Genomic DNA, 18,139 nt, shown 5'->3' with positions numbered 1-18,139 from the left:
CGGTGGCGCCGGTCGTGGCCGGCGTCGCCGCACCTGTCGGCCTCCTTTACGGGGGCGGCGGCGGTCGGGGCGACGCGGGCCGGAAATGCCGGTCGGTGGCGCAGTGGATGCCGAATCCCGCGCAACGCGACAATCGCAGTTTGGCATTCCCAACCGCGAATCGTTGCGCGTGAGGCGTGCGTTGTGAGGCGGCGCGGGCAGGTGTCGGCGTGTCCCCGGCCGTCGGGTGTCGGCGGAGTCGGGGCCGGGCCGGCCGTCCCCGACCTGCGGACGGTGGCCGATACCTGACAGTGGCCGGGCGGCCGGGCCGACCCCGTCGACCGCGCTGGCGGCCGTCTGCCGTGCTGGCGCCCCCTCGGGCGATCCGGCCGCGCCGGCCGGGGGTGAGGCGGGCATTCCATGGAAGCGCCACCGACGTCCCGAATGGTGAGAGACGTCTTGGCAGCGGAATCGAGGGTCGTGGACTCTCTCTGCGGAGAGCGATGGCCCGGTGGCTCATGGTCACGATGGGTCACGTCTCCGGTCGTCGACCTGGCATAGGGCCCGCGACCGATCACTGTTAGTAGTGGGGGGAGTGCTCGGTGGGACGCGCCATGCCAGATCGCGGTTCGACGTGAGCGCACCCGCCCGCTCCGCCGGCCCCGTCCGTCGCTCCACCCCGTCCCGTCCGACCGCCCGACCCGCCGCCGTCGACACCCTGCACCGGATGGTCGAGGCCCAGGTCGACCGGACCCCCGACGCCGCGGCGGTGTGGTGCGAGGGGCGGGTGCTCACCTACCGCCAGCTCGACGAGGCGGCCAACCGGTTGGCCGGGATCCTCCTCGACCGCGGGGTGGGACGCGGGGACCGGGTCGGCGTCTGCCTGCCCCGCGACTCCCGACTCGTGGTGGCCCTGCTGGCCGTGCTCAAGGCCGGCGCCGGCTACGTACCGCTGGATCCGGCCTACCCGACCGCCCGGGTCGCCTACATGACCGAGGACTCCGGTACCCGGCTGGTGCTGACGGTGGCCGGCCTCGCCGGCCGGTTCGCCGACGCCGCCCTCCGCCTCGACGACCTCGACCTCACCGCCCTCCCGGCGGCCCGGCCCGACCTGCCGTCCGAACCGTCCGATCTGGCCTACGTCATCTACACCTCCGGCTCCACCGGCCGGCCCAAGGGCGTGGCAATCGAGCACCGCTCCGCCTCCGTGCTCATGCACTGGACCCGGGAGACCTTCACCGACGCCGAGCTGGGCGGCGTCCTCGCCGCCACGTCCGTCTGCTTCGACCTGTCCGTCTTCGAGGTGTTCGGCCCGCTCTGCTGGGGCGGGCGGGTGGTGCTGGTCCGCGACGTGCTGGCGCTGGCGGCGCCGGAGGCCGCCCGGCTGCCGGTCGCCCTGGTCAACACCGTTCCGTCGGCGATGGGCGAGCTGCTCGCGGCCGGCGCGCTGCCGGAGAGCGTCCGCACGGTCTGCCTCGCCGGCGAGCCGTTGACCGCGGCGCTCGCCGCCCGGGTGCTCGCCCGGGCGCACGTACGCCGGCTCTGCAACCTCTACGGGCCGTCGGAGGACACCACCTACTCGACCTGGGCGGAGGTGCCGGCCGACGGGGGCGACCCACCGATCGGCCGCCCGCTGCCGCACACCCGCGTCTACCTGCTCGACCCGGACGGTCGGCCGGTGCCGCCCGGCGAGGCGGGGGAGTTGTACCTGGCCGGCGCCGGGCTGGCCCGGGGCTACCTCAACCGGCCCGAGGAGACCCGCGCGCGCTTCCTGCCCGACCCGTTCCGTCCGGGGGAGCGGATGTACCGCACCGGCGACCGGGTCCGGCTGCGCCCGGACGGGCAGCTGCAGTTCCTCGGCCGGCTGGACGACCAGGTGAAGCTGCGCGGGTACCGGATCGAGCTGGGCGAGGTGGCGGCCCGGCTGGCCGCGCTGCCCGGCGTCCGCGAGGCGACCGCCGCGGTCCGGACCGGACCGAGCGGCGACCCGCTGCTCGTCGGCTACCTCGTCGGCGAGCGCCGCGACGACGTGCGGGAGCTGCTGCGAGAGGTGGTCCCCGCCCCGCTCGTGCCGTCCGCCGTCGTCTGGCTGGACCGGCTGCCGACCACCCCCAACGGCAAGGTGGACCGCGCGGCGCTGCCCGCGCCGACGGTGGCCGCCACAACGCGCTCCGGCGTCGACGGCGCACCGCTCGCCGGCTCCGCCGCCACGGTGGCCGCCGTCTGGCGCGACGTGCTCGGCCTGCCGGTTGACGACGCGGACGCCGACTTCCTCGCCCTCGGCGGCGACTCCCTCCTGGCGGTCCGCTGCGCCACCCGGCTCGCCGCAGCGACGCGCCTGCCGGTCGGGCCGGCGGCGCTCTTCACGCACGCCACGGTGCGGGCGCTCGCCGGCCACCTCGACGAGTTGCGTCGGGCCGCCGGGCCGAGCGTCGGCGCGGCGGCGGCCGACGGCGCCGACCGGCCCGGGCGACCGTCGCCGGGCGGTACGCCCGCCGCCGCTCCCGTGGACCCGGCCCCGCTCTCCGCCGCGCAGACCCGGCTGTGGTTCCTGCACCAGCTCGACCCGGCCGACACCTCCTACCTGGTGTCGTTCGCGATCCGGCTGCCGGCGGGGACGGACCCGGCGACGCTCGGCCGGGCACTGCGCCGCGTCGTGACCCGGCATCCGGCGCTGCGTACGGTCTTCCCGTCGACCCCCGACGGGCCTGTGCAGCGGGTCCGCGACGACCTCGACCTTCCGCTGGCCGTCGCCCCGCACCGCCCCGGGGCGTCGCTGGCCGAGCAGCTCGACCAGTTCGCCTCCGCCGACGCCCGGGTCCCGATGGACCTTGCCACCGGCCCGCTGCTGCGCGCCCGCCTGGTGGTCGCCGACGACGGGTCGGCGGCACTGCTGCTGGTCGCCCACCACATCGTCTGCGACGACTGGTCGATCGGCGTCATCGTGCGCGACCTGGGCCGGGCATACGAGACGGAGTCGGCCGCCGCGGGGGCGGGCACACCGTGGCCCGCCGGGCCGGCCGCCGGCCCGGCGGAACTCGCCGTGGCCCAGCGGGACTGGCTGGCCGCGCCGGCCGGCCGGGAGGCCGTGGCCGCCGTCGTCGCCGCGCTGCGTGGCGCGCCGACGGTCCTGGACCTGCCCGCCGCCGCGCCGGCGCCCAACTCCGCGCGGGCCCGGCCGGGCGGTCCCCCGGCGGGGGCCACCCTGCGGACCCGGATCGACGACGAGACCGCCGCCGTCGTCCGGGACCTCGCCCGGTCCCGCCGGGCCAGCCTGCACATGGTCGGGCTGGCCGCCTTCGCCGCGCTGGTCGCCGCGGAGACCGGCCGCACCGACCTGCTGATCGGCGTCGCCTTCGCCGGCCGGACCAGCGTCGCCGCCGAACAGAGCGTCGGCTGCTTCGTCAACACCATGCCGCTGCGCCTGCGACCCACCCCGGGCCGGTCCTTCGCGGACCTGCTGGACGAGGCCCGTCGGGAGACTCTCTTCGCCGCGGCCCACCAGGACGTGCCGTTCGACGTCGTCGTCGAGCGGCTCCGCCCGACCCGGCAGCCGGGCCGCAATCCGCTGGTCCAGGTCGCGTTCGGGGTGCAGAACGCCCCGGCGGCCCGGCACGTCGGCGCGTCCGGCGAGTTCGTCGGGGTGGAGCTGACCCCCGACACGGCCCGGCTCGACCTGACCCTCTGGCTCGACGAGCGCCGGGACGGGCTGGAGGCGCTCTGGACCCACCGCACCGACCGCTTCGACGGCGACCTGGTCAGCACCTGGCACCGCCGCTTCACCGCATTCCTACGCGGCGCGGCCGCCGATCCCCGGCGCAGCCTCGCCCGATGTGCCCAAACCCTGGGGGGAACGAGAGATGAGTGAGCAGATCCCGGTCGCGCCGGTGATCCCGCGCCGCAGCCGCGAACGGTCCCTGGTCGACGTACGCCCCGACTGGCCCGACGGGCCCCTGCCGGCCCTCGTCCAGGCCAACGTGCCCGACGTGGACCTGGCCGCCTGGGTGGTCGGCAACCGGTCCACCGTGGACGAGCTGGCCCGCCGCGCCGGCGCCGTGCTGTTCCGCGGCTTCGCGGTGGACGGCGCGGCCGACTTCCGCATCGTCATGGCCGCCCTCTCCGACGACGTGCTCAGCTACGGCGAGCGCTCGTCGCCGCGCAGCGAGGTGACCGAGGGGGTGTACACCTCCACCGAGCACCCGGCCGACCAGCCGATCGTGCTGCACAACGAGCAGTCGTACACGGTGAACTGGCCGCTGCGGATCGTCTTCCACTGCGAGACCGAGCCGGCCGCCGGTGGACGCACCCCGCTGGCCGACAGCCGCCGGGTGCTCGACCGGCTGCGGCCGGAGACGGTCGCCGGCTTCGAGCGCCGGGGCGTGCTCTACCGGCGCAACTACCTGCCGGGGATCAGCCTGCCGTGGCAGACGGCCTTCCAGACCGACAGCCGGGCCGACGTCGAGGCGTACTGCGCCCGCGCGCTGATCGACGTCGAGTGGGTCGGCGAGCAGCAGCTGCGCACCCGCCAGGTCCGCCCCGCCGTGCGCGAGCACCCGGTGACCGGGGAGCGGACCTGGTTCAACCACGCCCTGTTCTTCCACGTCACCTCGCTGCCGGCGGAGGTGAGCGCCGGCCTGCGCGCGTCGCTGGCCGAGGAGGACCTGCCCTACCAGACCGCGTACGGCGACGGCACGCCCATCGGCGACGACGTGCTGGCCGAGCTGCGCGCCGCGTACGCGGCCGAGACCCGGTCCTTCGTCTGGCGGCGCGGCGACGTGCTGCTGGTGGAGAACATGCTGGCCGCGCACGCCCGGGAGCCGTTCACCCCGCCCCGACGCATCCTGACCGCGATGTCCGACCCGGTCGCCGCGCCCGAGCTGGCCGCCGCCCGAGCCGCCGACTCCACCGTGGCCGGTGCCGGCGTGACCGGGGTACGGGCGTGACCGGGCCGGCGCCGCGCCGGCGCGGCACCTCGGCCGCCACCTCGCCGGTGTCCCGCCGGGTGCTGGTCGACGGCACGTTCGTGCTGCTGGTGGAGGCCGCCGTGCCGGACCTCGACCTGGCCGGCTGGCTGGCGGGGCGCCGCGACGAGCTGCTGCGCGACCTCGACGCCCACGGCGCGGTCTTCTTCCGGGGCTTCGAGGTGGCCACGGCCGACGACTTCAGCCGGGCCGCCCGCGCGGTCAGCCCGGACCTGCTCGGCTACCTGGAACGCGCCGCGCCCCGGCACGAGGTCGCGGAGAAGGTCTTCACCTCCACCGAGTTCAACGCCGAGCAGTGGATCCCGCTGCACCACGAGATGTCGTACTCGCACAACTGGCCCACCCACCTCTACTTCTGGTGCGCCCAGCCGGCCACCGGCAGCGGCGGCGCGACCCCGCTGGCCAGCGAGCGGGTGGTGAGCCCGCGCATCCCCGCCGAGGTGCGGGAGCGCTTCCTCCGGCACGGCGTCAGCTACGTGCGCAACTACGGCCCGCACCTGGACCTGCCCTGGCAGGAGGCGTTCCAGACGACCGACCGCGCCGAGGTGGAGAAGTACTGCGCGGACTCGGCCACCGAGTACACCTGGCTCGACGGCGACGGGCTGCGGACCCGGGCCCGCCGGCAGGCGGTGGCGACCCACCCGCGCATCGGCGAGACGGTCTGGTTCAACCACGCGCACCTGTTCCACGTCTCCAACATGCCCGCCGAGGTCTCGGCCGCCCTGCTGCGCGAGTACGGGCCCGAGGGGCTGCCCCGCAACGCCTACTACGGCGACGGCGAGCCGATCCCCGACGAGGTGGTGGCCGGCATCCGGGACCTGTATCGGGAACACGCGGTGTCGGTTCCCTGGCAGCGCGGCGACGTGCTGGTGGTGGACAACTTCCTGGCGACCCACGGTCGCGAACCCTTCAGCGGTGACCGGCAGATCCTGGTCGCCATGTCCGACCTCTACCTCAACCGGAGCGTGGTGTGAACGGATACCGTCTGTCCCCGATCCAGCGGCTGGCCTGGTCCGGGGCGCAGGACCTGGTCCGCGCCCGGGTGCTGCTCGACCGCCCGCTGGACCGGGCCCGGTTGCAGACCGCCGTGGACGCGGTGGTCGCCCGGCACGAGGCGCTGCGGCTGACCCTGGTGCACCACCCCGGGCTGCGGGTGCCGTTGCAGGACGTCGACGACGACCGCTGCGTCGTCGTCGGCGCCCAGGGCGAGCTGTCGGTGACCGTCACCGACGACGCCCTGGAGCTGGCCGCCACGCCGCTGATCGCCGACCCGGCGAGTTTGCGGCTCGTCCTCGCCGACCTGGCCCGCGCCTACGCCGGGGGCCGGCTGCCCGACGACCCCGACGCCCTGCAGTTCCTCGACGTCACCGAGTGGCAGCTGTCGCAGCGGCAGGAGGCCGACCCGTTCGGCGCACCGGCCGCGCCGGCCGCGCGGCTGGTCACCCCGCACGGCGACGACCCGGCCGAGGTCGGCACCGCGACCGTGCCCGCCGCGGCGCTGACCGCCGCCGCGCGGGAGGCCGGCGTCGGCGTCGCGAACCTGCTCTTCGCCGCCTGGGCGCTCGCGCTGTCCCGCCGGGCCGAGCCGCCCGCCGGAGTCGACGACGCGGACCTGGTGCTGGCCCGGTGGAGCGACGGGCGCCAGGCCACCGGGACGGCCGGCGTCGTCGGTCCGCTGGGCGGCTACGCGCCGGTCCGGCTGGGCCTGCCCCTGCCGGCCGCGCCGAAGGCGCTGCTCGACGAGGTACGCGCGGCCGAGTCCACCGCCGAGGAGGCGTTCCACCTTGTCGACCCGGTCGGCGAACACTCCGACGCGGTCGCCGGTTTCGCCGTCGTACCGGCCGGGGACCCGGCGGCCCTGGGTGCCCTGGGCGCCACCGCCGTCGAGGTTTCCGCGCCGCCCGCGCCGGCCGGTCCGCAGCTGACCGCCGTGACCGGCGACGACGAGGTGACCCTGCGGGTCGTCGGCGGCCGCTGGTTGCTGGAGGGCCTGCTGGCGATCCTGGGCACGCTGCCCCGGGCGCTGGCCGACGGCACGCCGCTGCTGCTGACCGGGGAGGGGGAGGCCCGCTGGCTCGCCGACGCGGCCGGCGAGCCGTCCCGCGCCGCGGTGCGCACCGTCGTCGAGCTGCTCGACGACGGGCTGGCCGGCGCCGACCAGGACAGCCCGGCGGTGGTCGCCGCCGACGGCACGTACACCGTCGGCGAGCTGCGGGACGTCGCGGCCCGGGTCGCCGCCGGCCTGGTCGAGCGCGGGCTGCACCGTTCGCGGGTGGGCGTGCTCGCCACCCGGTCCCGGGACACCGTCGCCGCGTTCCTCGGCGTGCTGCGGGCCGGCGCGGTGTACGTACCGCTGGATCCGGCGGCGCCGGCGGAGCGGCTCGCCGCGCAGGTCCGCGCGGTCGACGCCGGGCTCGTCGTCGGCGCGGGCGGCCCGGCGGGACTCGCCGGCGCCACCGTCGCCGAACTGGCCGCCAGCACCGCGACGGCGGCCGTGCCCCCGGTGGCGCCGGCCGACCCCGCCTACGTCATCTTCACCTCCGGTTCCACGGGCACGCCGCGACCGGTCCAGGTCTCGCACGGCGCCGCCGCCCACCTGGCGTACGCGCTCGAGGAGACCGTGTACGCGGGCAGCCGGGCCGGGCTGCGGGTGGCGGTGAACGCCCCGCTCACCTTCGACGCCTCGGTCAAGCAGCTCGTGCAGCTGGCTCACGGCCGCAGCCTGTACCTGGTGCCGGAGGACGCCCGGCGCGACGGCGCCGCGCTGGCGGCCGTCCTCGCCGACAACCGGGTCGACGTGCTCGACCTGACCCCCTCGCAGCTGCGCATCCTGCTCGGCGGGGCCGGCGAGACCCGGCTGCCGGAGCTGCTGCTGGTGGGTGGCGAGGCGATCCCGCCGGACCTCTGGGACACCCTCGGCGCCCTGCCCGGCGTCCGGGCCGTCAACCTGTACGGGCCCACCGAGTGCACCGTGGACAGCACCGCCGCCGAGATCCGGCCCGCGACGACGCCGACCATCGGCCGTCCGCTGCCGGGCGTCGGGGTGTGGGTCCTCGACGAGCGGCTGCGGCCGGTGCCGCCCGGCGTGGCCGGCGAACTCTGCGTCAGCGGGCCGCAGCTGGCCGACGGCTACCTGGGCGACCCGGAGACCACCGGCCGCCGGTTCGTCCGGGCCGCCCTGCCCGCCGGCCGGACGGAGCGGGTCTACCGCACCGGCGACCGGGTGCGCTTCGACGCCGAGGGACGCCTGCACTACCTGGGCCGGCTGGACGACCAGGTGAAGATCCACGGGTTCCGGGTGGAGCCGGGCGAGGTGGCCGCGACGCTGCGGGCGCACCCGGAGGTCGCCGACGCGGCGGTCGTGGCCCGCGACGACGACGGGCACGGCGACCGCCTCGTCGGCTACGTCCGCCCGGCCGCGCCGGCCGTCGACGTCGACCTGGACCGGGTCGCCGGGATCAACCCGCACGAGACCCGCTACCTTTACGACGAGATCTTCACGCAGCGGGTCTACCTGCGCGACGGCATCGTGCTGCGCCGGGGCGCGACGGTCTTCGACGTCGGCGCCAACATCGGCATGTTCTCGCTGTTCGTCCACGCGGTCTGCCCGGACGCGACCATCCACGCCTTCGAGCCGGTGCCGTCGGTGGTGGCGGCCCTGCGACGCAACGTCGAGGAGTTCGGCGTGCCGGCCACCGTGCACCCGGTGGGCCTGTCCACCGCGCCGGGGCAGGTCTCCTTCACCTACTACCCGGGCTACTCGATGATGTCCGGCCAGGCCGCGTACGCCGACCCGGCGGCGGAGGTCGCCGTGATCAAGCGGTTCCTCGCCAACGAGCGGGACGCGGGCGAGTCCGACCGGGACACCCTGCTGGAGCGGGTCGACGAGCTGCTGGCGGAGCGCTTCGACGGCGCCGAGGTCACCGTCGACGTGCGCCCGCTGTCGGAGGTCATCGACGAGGTCGCGCCGGAGCGCATCGACCTGCTCAAGATCGACGTCCAGCGGGCCGAGGCCGATGTGCTCGCCGGCCTCGAGGAGCGGCACTGGCCGCTCGTCGCGCAGGTCGCCATGGAGGTGCACGACGCCGTCGGCACCGACACCGAGGGGCGCCTGGACGAGCTGATCGCCCTCTTCGAGGACCGCGGCTTCGACGTGGTGACCCGCCAGGACGACCTGCTCACCGGCACCGACCGCCACACCCTGCACGCCGTGCGTCCCGAGTACGCCGCCGACCCGCGGCCCGCGGTGGCGGTCCCGGACGGCCCGGCCGCCGGTCCGCTGGAGGCCCGGTTGACCGACTGGCTCGCCCAGCGGCTGCCCGCCCACCTGGTCCCCGCGGCCGTGGTGCTCCTCGACGACCTGCCGCTGACCCGCAACGGCAAGCTCGACCGGGCCGCGCTGCCCGCGCCGGAGCTCGACCGGGCCCGACGGGAGCCGGCCGTGGCGCCGGCCAACCGGGCCGAGGAGATCCTCGTCGAGGCGTGGCGGGAAGTCCTGGGCACGCAGTCGGTCGGGGTCACCGACAGCTTCTTCGCCCTCGGCGGCGACTCGATCCGCAGCATCCAGATGCAGGTCGCGGCCAACAGGCGCGGCCTGTCGTTCCGGCTCGGCGACATCTTCGTCCACCAGTCGATCCGGGAACTGGTCGCGCACGGCGAGATCACCCTCACCGGACCCGGCGTCGACGCCGAGGCCACCGACGCGGCCGGCACGGCCGGGGTCACGGAGCCGTTCGCCCTGGTCGCCGCCGCCGACCGGGACCGCCTGCCCGCCGGGCTGGCCGACGCCTACCCGATGACCGCGCTGCAACAGGGCATGGTCTACCACTGCGAGCTGACCGGCGACCCGGCGATGTACCACAACGTCACCGCGCACCGCGTCGACGCGCCGCTGGAGGCGGAGGCGCTGCGCGCCGCGCTGGCCGACCTGGTCGCGCGGCACCCGGTGCTGCGGACGGGCTTCTCCCTCGGCGCCCACACCGAGCCGCTGCAACTGGTGCACGCCGAGGTGCCGGTCGAGGTGCCGGTGACGGAGCTGGCGGACGCCGACGAGGCCACCCGCCGGGCCCGCGTCGACGAGCTGGTCTCCGCCGAGCGGGCGCGGCCCTTCGACTGGGACCGGCCGCCGCTGCTGCGGCTGCACGCCGTGCGCGACGACGCCGACACCTTCACCCTGATCGTGGCGGAGTGCCACGCGATCCTCGACGGCTGGAGCCTGCACCTCTTCCTCGGCGAGCTGCTGGCGGCGTACGACCGGCGCCGCGCCGGGCTGTCCGTGCCGCACCGGCCGACGTTGCCCTTCCGCGCCTACGTGGCGGCCGAACGCGAGGCCGCGGCGGACGCGGGATCGCGCCGGTTCTGGCTGGAGGGGGCGGGCGGCGTGCCGCCGCTGCTGCTCGGCGGGGCCGAGCCACGGATCACCACCACCCGGCGGGTGCCGCTTGCGGCGTCCACCACCGACGCCGTCACCGAGGCCGCCCGGGCCGCCGGCGTACCGGCCAAGTCCTGGCTGCTCGCGGTCCACCTGCGGGTGATCGGGGAGGCCGCCGGCCGGGACGAGGTGGTCACCGGGCTGGTCGTCGGCGCCCGCCCCGAGGCCGAGGGGAGCGACGCCACGCTCGGGCTGTTCCTCAACACCCTGCCGGTGAGCGCCGTGCTGGGCACCCGGTCGCTGGCCGAGCTGGCCGTCGACGCCTGGCAGGCGGAGCGGTCCCTGATGGGCCACCACCGGTTCCCGCTCGCCGAGATCGTCCGGGCGGGCGGGGCCGGGCCCCGGTTCGACCACTTCTTCAACTGGACCCACTTCCACGGCGGCGCCGACGAGGGCGAGGGCAGCCGGATCGTCGACAGCCGGGGCATCACGGTCGACGTGGCGTTCAGCCTCGCCGTCGACGTGGAGGTGGACCCGGCGACCGGCCAGCTCGCCCTGACCCTCCAGTACGACGCCCGGCACGTCGACGAGGCGCGGGCCGACCGGCTAACCGAGGCGTACCGCCGGCTGCTGGCGACCGACCCGACGGCGCCGCTGCCCGCCGTCGGAACGTCGGGTCCCGTCGTGCCCGCCCCGCGCGACGGGGACGCCCGGGACCGTTGGGCGGCCCGCGTGGCGTCGGTCTGGCAGGAGGTCGTCGGCGTGGCACCGCGCGGCGAGCGGGCGGAGTTCCTGGAAGCGGGCGGCGACTCGCTGCGCGCGCTGCGCCTGGTCACCGCGCTGCGGCAGCGCCACGGCAGCACCATCACCCTGCCGGAGTTCGTCGCGCTGGGCAGCTACGGCGCCGTGGTGGAGCGGGTGAGCCGCGATGGCTGAGAACCCGTGGCTGGTGGTCCGGGCGCCCGTCGCCCGGCCCGCCCTGCGCCTGTTCTGCCTGCCCTACGCGGGCGGCAACGCCGGGGCCTTCGAGACCTGGCGGGCGGGGCTGCCGCGCGCGGTCGAGGTGAACGCGGTGCAGTACCCGGGCCGCCGCGAGCGGGCCGCCGATCCCGCGCCCCGGCGGATGACGCCGCTGGTGCAGGCCCTCGAGGCGGCCCTGGCGCCGCACCTGGACCGGCCCTACGCGGTATACGGCGACTGCCTCGGCGCGTACGTCGCGTTCGAGCTGGTCCGCCGGCTGGAGCGGCGCGGGCACCGTCCGGCCGACCTGCTGGTGGTCTCCTCGGCCGTCGCCCCGCACCGGGCAGAGGTCGAACCGGACCACTCCGGCGCCGACGACGCCACGTTCCTCGCCGAACTGGTCGCGCTGGGCACGATGCCGGCGGCCGTCGCCGCGCATCCGGAGCTGGCCGCCGCCGCGCTGCCGGCCGCCCGCGCCGACTTCGAACTCGGCCGCAGCTACCGCTACCGCGACGCCGGCCCGGTCGGCGTCCCGGTGACCGCCATCCGCGGCGACGCCGACCCGCACGTCGGCGACGTCGGGGTGGCGGCGTGGGCCGACCTCACCACCGCCGGCTGCACCACCGTCACGGTCCCGGGCGGGCACGACCTGCTCGCCCGGGCCGACCCCGGACTGCTCGGCGCCGTCCGGTCCGCCCTCCTCGGCAAGGAGCCGTCTTGACCGTCACGTCACTGCTCTGCTTCCCGTACGCCGGCGCGGGCGCCTCGGTGTACCAACCGTGGCAGCGGGTCGCCCCGCCCGACCTGGAGATCGTCCCGGTGCAGTTGCCGGGCCGGGAGAAGCGCTTCGTCGAGGAGCCGTACCGCCGGATGGACCAGGCCGTCGACGGGCTCCTCGACGAGGTGCTCGAACTGGTCGCCGGCCGCGACCGGGTGGCGCTGTTCGGCCACAGCATGGGCGCGGTGCTCGCGTACGAGATGGCCGGCCGGTTGGCCCAGGCCGCGGGGGTGCGGCTGGCGCACCTGTTCGTCAGCGGCTCGCCCGACCCGTGGTCCGGCCGCGACCACACGGCCGCCGACCTGCCCGACGACGAGTTCGTGGCGCGGGTCGAGGAGTTCGCCGGCTACACGCACCCGGCGCTGGCCGACCCCGACATGCGGGAGCTGCTGCTGCCGACCCTGCGCGCCGACGTGGAGCTGCACGAGGGCTACCGGCCGGGCGGCGACAAGCGGCTCGACGTGCCGGTCACCGCGCTGCGCGGCGCCGACGACACCCTGGTCTCCGCCGCCGCGCTGGCCGGCTGGGACCGGGTCACCAGCGCCGGGTTCGCCTCCCTCACCGTTCCCGGTGGACACATGTACCTCGCCGACGACCCGGCCGAGCTGCTGGCGCTGGTGCGGCGGAGGCTGGCCGGTGCCTGAGCCGACACCGGGCCGGCTGGCCGGCCGGACCGCGATCATCACGGGTGCCGCGCGGGGGTTGGGCCGGGCCTGCGCGACCGCCTTCGCGGCACAGGGCGCCGACCTGGTCCTGGTGGACGTGGCCCACGACCTGCCCGACGTGCCGTACCCCCTCGGCTCGGCCAGCCAGCTCGCGCACACCGCCAAGCTCTGCGCGGAGCAGGGGGTGGCCGCGTACCCGGTCGAGGCCGACGTCCGGGACCTCGACGCGGTCCGGGCCGCCGTCGCGCTCTGCCTGGACCGGTTCGGCCGGATCGACGTCCTGGTGAACAACGCCGGGATCGCGGCGCCCTCCGGCAAGCCGGTGCACGAGATCAGCGAGGCCGAGTGGCAGCTCATGCTGGACGTGGACCTCTCCGGCCCGTGGCGGATGGTCAGCGCGGTCGGCGCGGTGATGTGCCGGCAGCGCGCCGGGAGCATCGTCAACGTGGCGTCGACCGCCGGCCTGGTCGGCTACCGGCACTTCGCCGGGTACGTCGCCGCCAAACACGGCCTGGTCGGCCTGACCCGGGCCGCGGCGCTGGACTACGCGCCACTGAAGGTGCGGGTCAACGCCCTGTGCCCCGGCTCGGTGCGCGACGACCCGTACGTCGAGGGTCGGATGCTGGCCGAGATCGCCCGGTCGCTGGAGGTGCCGGTCGCCGAGCACGAGGAGACGTTCGTGCAGGCCCAGCCGATGAACGCCCTGATCGAGCCCGACTCGGTGGCCCAGGCCGCCCTCTGGCTGGCCTCCGACGAGTCGTCGCAGGTCACCGGCTCGGTAATCACCGTCGACGGAGGATTCACCACCCGATGAGCAGCCGTCCACAGCCCACCGGAGCGCAGTCCGATCCGGGCCGCTCCTGCCACGCGGCGGCGGCGGCCGTCGCCGGCGACCCCGACGAGGTCGCCGCCCGGTTCGCCGCCGCGCTGGCACGCCGGGGCCTCGGCGCCGCCCGGCTCTGGGTGGACCGGGTGCCCGCGTCGGTGGCCGCCGTGCGCCGCGCCGCCGAACTGGCCCGACCGCTGCCCGCCGGCGGCCCGCCGGTGCGGGCGGTGCTGCTGCGCCACGACGACGGCGCCGACCTCGTGCTCGTCGCCCGGCGCGGCCCGCTCACCGGCCGCGCGCTGGGCGAGCTGGCCGTCGAGGCGGCCGGGACCGCGTCGCCGTCCGGGGCCGCGCCGCCCGTCGGGGCGGGGCGCGGGGACCGCCCCGACGGTGTCGCGCCGGAGCCGGCCGGGCAGTCGGAACCGCCGGGGACCGCCGCCGGCGACGCGGCCGGGACCGGGGCCGCGGACGACGGGGAGCACGAGGGGGACACCGCCTGGCGGGGCGGCAACCCCCGCGCCGACCGGACCGCGTCGTACACCTTCAGGGTGCCCGCCGGGACCGACCGCTCGGCGCTGACCGGCGCGGTCGGCGCGGTGCTGGCCCGCTTCGGCGGCGTGCGCCGGGTGCGGGTGGGAACGCTCCTCGACGAGGGGCCGGCGGTCGTCGCGGTGGTGGTGGACGACACCCTGCGCGCCCTCGCGGCCCGGCCCGCCGACCCGGCCCCGTGGCCCGCCCCCGGGCGGTCGCCCGACGCCGCGCCGCAGGCCGTGGTCGGCGTGCTGACCGGTGACAGCTCCGCCGACACCTACCTGCCCAGCCTGACGCCGCCATGGCCGCTCACCCTCACGCTGCGCGGGACGGCCGTCACCTGCGACTTCCGCACCGGCGTGTGGTCCGGCGAGGCGGTGGCGGCCGTGGCCCGGTACGTCGGCCACGTCGTCGGCCAGCTCGTCGCCGACGGCGACCGGGCGCTGGGCGACTGCGACCTGTTCGACGACGCCGAGCGGGACCGGGTGGCGGCGCTCGGCGGCGCGGCCGTCGGCCTGCCCGAGCCGACTGGCGGCATCCACGAGCGGGTGGCCTCCTGGGCGCGGGCCACCCCGGACGCCCCGGCGGTGTCCTACGGGGACGACCGCCTCACGTACGCCCAGCTCGACGCCCGGGCCGGGCGGATCGCGGCGGCGCTGCGGGCGCGGGGCTGCGGGCCGGGCACCCGGGTGGGCGTCTGCCTGGAACGGTCGGTGGACCTGGTGGCGGCGCTGCTCGGCGTGCTCAAGGTTGGCGCCGCCTACGTCCCGATCGACCCCACCTACCCGGCCGAGCGCATCCGCTACACCGTCGAGGACTCCCGCGTCACCCTGCTCGTCGGCGCCGACGGCGTGGAGGTCGACGAGCTGCTCGCCGACGACCCCGACGACGCGGCGGACGCCGGGGCGGCGGCGGTCGGCCCGGACGACCCCGCGTACGTCATCTACACCTCCGGCTCCACCGGCCGGCCGAAGGGGGTCCAGGTCCCGCACCGCAACGTGCTGGCCCTGATCGCCGCGACCCGGGACGACTTCGGGCTCGGCCCGGCGGACACCTGGACGATGTTCCACTCCAGCGCGTTCGACTTCTCGGTCTGGGAGATCTGGGGCTGCCTGCTCACCGGAGGGCACCTGGTGGTCGTCCCGTACCTGGTGGTCCGCGACCCGGCCGAGTTCCACGCCCTGCTGCGCGCGGAGCGGGTGACCGTGCTCAACCAGACCCCGTCGGCGTTCGCGCAGCTCGTCGACGCCGACCGGCGCTCCGCGCACCGGCTGGGGCTGCGCCTGGTGGTGTTCGGCGGCGAGCCGCTGGACGCCGGCATGCTGACCGGCTGGTTCGACCGGTACCCGGAGCGCGTCTGCCGCATGGTCAACATGTTCGGGATCACCGAGACCACCGTGCACGTCACCGCGCAGACCATCGACCGGGGCCTGGCCCTGGCCGGCACCCGCTCCGTGGGGCGCCCGCTGCCCGGCTGGTACGTCCACGTGCTCGACCCGGCGGGGCGGCTGCTGCCGCCCGGCGCCGCCGGGGAGATCCACGTCGGCGGCGCCGGGGTGGCCGACGGCTACCTGCACCGCGACGAGCTGACCGCCCAGCGCTTCCTGCCCGACCCGTGGCGGGGCGGGCGGATGTACCGCAGCGGCGACCGGGGCCGGCTGCTGCCGGACGGGCGGCTGGAGCACCTGGGTCGGCTCGACGACCAGGTGAAGATCCGTGGCTACCGCATCGAGCTGGACGAGATCCGCCAGGTGCTGCTCGACGACCCGGACGTGCTGGCCGTGGCGGTCACGGTGGGCACCGGCGCGGAGGCCGCCGACGCCCGGCTACACGCGTACGTGGTGCTCGCCGACGGGGCCGACCCGACCGCCGACCTGCGCCGCCGGGTGGCCCGGATCCTGCCCGGGTACATGGTGCCGGCCACCGTGACGCCGCTGCCCGCGCTGCCGCTCACCGCCAACGGCAAGCTCGACGCCGCCCGGCTGCCCGCGCCGGCCGCGCGGCCCCTGCCCGCCGCCCGGGAGCCCGCCGACACCGGGGCGGGAGCCGGCCGCGCCGAACGGATCCGGGTGGTCTGGGAGCGGGTGCTCGGCGCCGAGGTGGGGCCGGAGGACAACTTCTTCGACCTCGGCGGCAACTCGCTGCTCGCGTTGCGCCTGCTGCGTGAACTGCGCGCGCAGGGCCTCGGCGAGTTCACCCCCCGCCACCTGTACGTGCACCCCACGGTGCGCGCCCTGGTCGGCGCGACCGGGACGGAGCGGTGATGGCCGACGTCGACACGCTGACCCGCCTCTGGCCCCAGGCACGCGAGGTGGCCGTCAAGGGCGGCTGCGCGTACGTGGTGGCCGACGACTACCTCGACCCGCTGCACCTGCGCGGCCTGCTCGCCCGGGAACTGCCCGACGCCGACCTGCCCCGGCACATCGTGCAGGTCGACTCCCTCGACCCCGCCGACCTGGTCGAGCCGGACGACCGGTTCGGGGCGTACCTGCCGCCGCGCGACGACACCGAGCGCGTCCTGGTGCGGATCGCGGAACGACTGCTCGGCGTGCCGAAGCTGGGCGTGCTCGACGACTTCTACGCCGCCGGCGGCGACTCGCTGGCCGCGACCGGACTGGCCGTCGAGGCGCAGCGGGCCCTCGGGGTGGGCGTCTCCCTCGCCGCGGTGCTGCGCCACCCGACGGTGGCCGGTCTCGCCGAGGAGGTCGGCAGGGCGCGGGCGGCCGTGCCGCTGCCCCGCGCCGAGGCGGCGGAGGCCTACCCGCTCTCGCCGCAGCAGCGCCGCGTCTTCCTCGCCCAGTCCCGCGACCCCGCCTCGGTGACCTACAACCTGCCGCTGCTGGTGCCGCTGCCGGCGGACGTCGACCGCGCCCGGCTGGCGGACGCGTTCCGCGCCGTCATCGCCCGGCACGACATCCTCCGGACCGCCTTCGGCACCGAGGCGGGCCGGCCGGTGCAGCGGGTGCTGCCGACCGTCCCGTTCGACCTGCCGGAGACCGGGGGCACCGGGACGCTGCCGGTGGAGCCGTTCGACCTGGCCGCCCCGCCGCTGCTGCGGGCCGGCCTGCGGCGTGCCGACGACGGCCCGGTGCTGGCGCTGGACCTGCACCACATCGTCACCGACGGCCTCTCCCTGGCGTTGCTGCTGCGCGAGGTCGACACCGTCTACGCCGGCGGCGAGCCACCGCCGGTCCCGGCCCAGTACGCCGACTACGCGGTGTGGGCCACGACCGGGGAGCCGCCCGGGGGCGACTACTGGCGGCGACGCTTCGCCGAGCCGCCGGCGCCCCTGCGGCTGCCCACCGACGCGGCGCGGCTGACCGGCCGGCCGGCGACGGCGCGGGCCGGCACGGTCGAGTTCGACGTCGGGGCGGAGCGGACCGCCGCGCTGCGGGCGCTGGCCCGGCGCGAGGGGGTGACCCTGTTCCAGGTGCTGCTCGCCGGCTACGCGACCTTCCTCGCCGCGGCGACCGGCGGGACCGACGTCACGGTGGGCACGCCGGTCGCCGGTCGCGGCGCCCCGGGCCTGGACGCGACCATGGGGATGCTGGTCAACACGGTCTGCCTGCGGCACCGGGTGCGGCCGGAGGCCACCTTCCGGGAGTTGCTGACCGAGGTGGCGCACGACGTGGTCGACGCCTTCGCGCACCAGGACTACCCGTTCGACACGCTGGTCGCCGAGGTGCTGCCGGTCCGTGACCAGGACCGGCATCCGCTCTTCGACACGCTGTTCGCGATGCAGCACGCCGAGGTGGCCGCCGCCGACTTCCTGGGGCGGCGGGTCGAGTTGGCCGTCGCGCCCACCGGCCAGGCCATGTTCGACCTGGACATGCAGGTCTACGAGCGCGCCGACGCGCTGCGCGTGCACTGGGCGTACGACGCCGGGCTTTTCCTGCCCGCGACGGTACGAGCCTTCGCCGACCTCTGGCTGGAGATCCTCGACGCCGTCCTGGCCGATCCCGGGGTGCCGGTCGGCGAGCTGACCGGGGCCCGCCCGGTCGCCGCCGGGGCACCCTCCACCATCGACATCGAGTTGTGAGCCGGAGA

The 18,139-nt window shown here is 76.5% G+C and carries 9 protein-coding genes; all 9 read left to right on the top strand.

Annotated elements, in window-relative coordinates; translation table 11 throughout:
- The first annotated feature begins 613 nt into the window (after positions 1–613).
- Genes AB0883_RS25880 through AB0883_RS25840 form a run of 9 tightly spaced genes read left to right on the top strand, consistent with a single transcriptional unit; the run spans position 614 to position 18,131 of the window.
- On the top strand, positions 614–3,847 hold the full coding sequence (locus tag AB0883_RS25880; protein WP_366643905.1) for an amino acid adenylation domain-containing protein: 3,234 nt from the start codon (positions 614–616) through the stop codon (positions 3,845–3,847).
- A complete protein-coding gene (locus AB0883_RS25875) occupies positions 3,840–4,922 on the top strand; it encodes a TauD/TfdA family dioxygenase (RefSeq protein ID WP_366643903.1) in 1,083 nt (360 codons plus the stop codon). The genes AB0883_RS25880 and AB0883_RS25875 overlap by 8 nt, the downstream gene beginning before the upstream one ends.
- The gene (locus AB0883_RS25870) at positions 4,919–5,935 is read left to right on the top strand and encodes a TauD/TfdA family dioxygenase (RefSeq protein ID WP_366643901.1); all 1,017 of its coding nucleotides are present in this window, start codon (positions 4,919–4,921) and stop codon (positions 5,933–5,935) included. The genes AB0883_RS25875 and AB0883_RS25870 overlap by 4 nt, the downstream gene beginning before the upstream one ends.
- On the top strand, positions 5,932–11,268 hold the full coding sequence (locus AB0883_RS25865) for an amino acid adenylation domain-containing protein (protein WP_366643900.1): 5,337 nt from the start codon (positions 5,932–5,934) through the stop codon (positions 11,266–11,268). The genes AB0883_RS25870 and AB0883_RS25865 overlap by 4 nt, the downstream gene beginning before the upstream one ends.
- Positions 11,261–12,013, top strand: a complete 753-nt coding sequence (locus AB0883_RS25860) for a thioesterase domain-containing protein (RefSeq protein ID WP_366643898.1) — start codon at positions 11,261–11,263, stop codon at positions 12,011–12,013. The genes AB0883_RS25865 and AB0883_RS25860 overlap by 8 nt, the downstream gene beginning before the upstream one ends.
- Positions 12,010–12,714 (top strand): alpha/beta fold hydrolase, encoded by a 705-nt coding sequence (locus tag AB0883_RS25855; RefSeq protein ID WP_366643897.1) that lies wholly within the window; start codon positions 12,010–12,012, stop codon positions 12,712–12,714. The genes AB0883_RS25860 and AB0883_RS25855 overlap by 4 nt, the downstream gene beginning before the upstream one ends.
- Positions 12,707–13,549 (top strand): SDR family oxidoreductase, encoded by an 843-nt coding sequence (locus AB0883_RS25850; RefSeq protein WP_366643896.1) that lies wholly within the window; start codon positions 12,707–12,709, stop codon positions 13,547–13,549. The genes AB0883_RS25855 and AB0883_RS25850 overlap by 8 nt, the downstream gene beginning before the upstream one ends.
- Positions 13,546–16,356: an amino acid adenylation domain-containing protein gene (locus tag AB0883_RS25845; protein WP_366643895.1), complete on the top strand. Its 2,811-nt coding sequence runs from the start codon at positions 13,546–13,548 to the stop codon at positions 16,354–16,356. Before AB0883_RS25850 ends, AB0883_RS25845 begins: the two co-directional genes overlap by 4 nt.
- Positions 16,356–18,131, top strand: a complete 1,776-nt coding sequence (locus tag AB0883_RS25840) for a condensation domain-containing protein (protein ID WP_366643894.1) — start codon at positions 16,356–16,358, stop codon at positions 18,129–18,131. The genes AB0883_RS25845 and AB0883_RS25840 overlap by 1 nt, the downstream gene beginning before the upstream one ends.
- Positions 18,132–18,139 lie beyond the last annotated feature (8 nt).

This window comes from Micromonospora sp. NPDC047812 (assembly GCF_040704175.1).
Taxonomy (GTDB): Bacteria; Actinomycetota; Actinomycetes; order Mycobacteriales; family Micromonosporaceae; genus Micromonospora.
This window is presented reverse-complemented; position numbering and strand designations above follow the sequence as displayed.

Excerpts from the sequence above, each read along its gene's own strand:
- AB0883_RS25875 (WP_366643903.1), top strand. The coding sequence starts at position 3,840 with ATGAGTGAGCAGATCCCGGTCGCGCCGGTGATCCCGCGCCGCAGCCGC.
- AB0883_RS25845 (WP_366643895.1), top strand. The coding sequence starts at position 13,546 with ATGAGCAGCCGTCCACAGCCCACCGGAGCGCAGTCCGATCCGGGCCGC.
- AB0883_RS25860 (WP_366643898.1), top strand. The coding sequence starts at position 11,261 with ATGGCTGAGAACCCGTGGCTGGTGGTCCGGGCGCCCGTCGCCCGGCCC.
- AB0883_RS25840 (WP_366643894.1), top strand. The coding sequence starts at position 16,356 with ATGGCCGACGTCGACACGCTGACCCGCCTCTGGCCCCAGGCACGCGAG.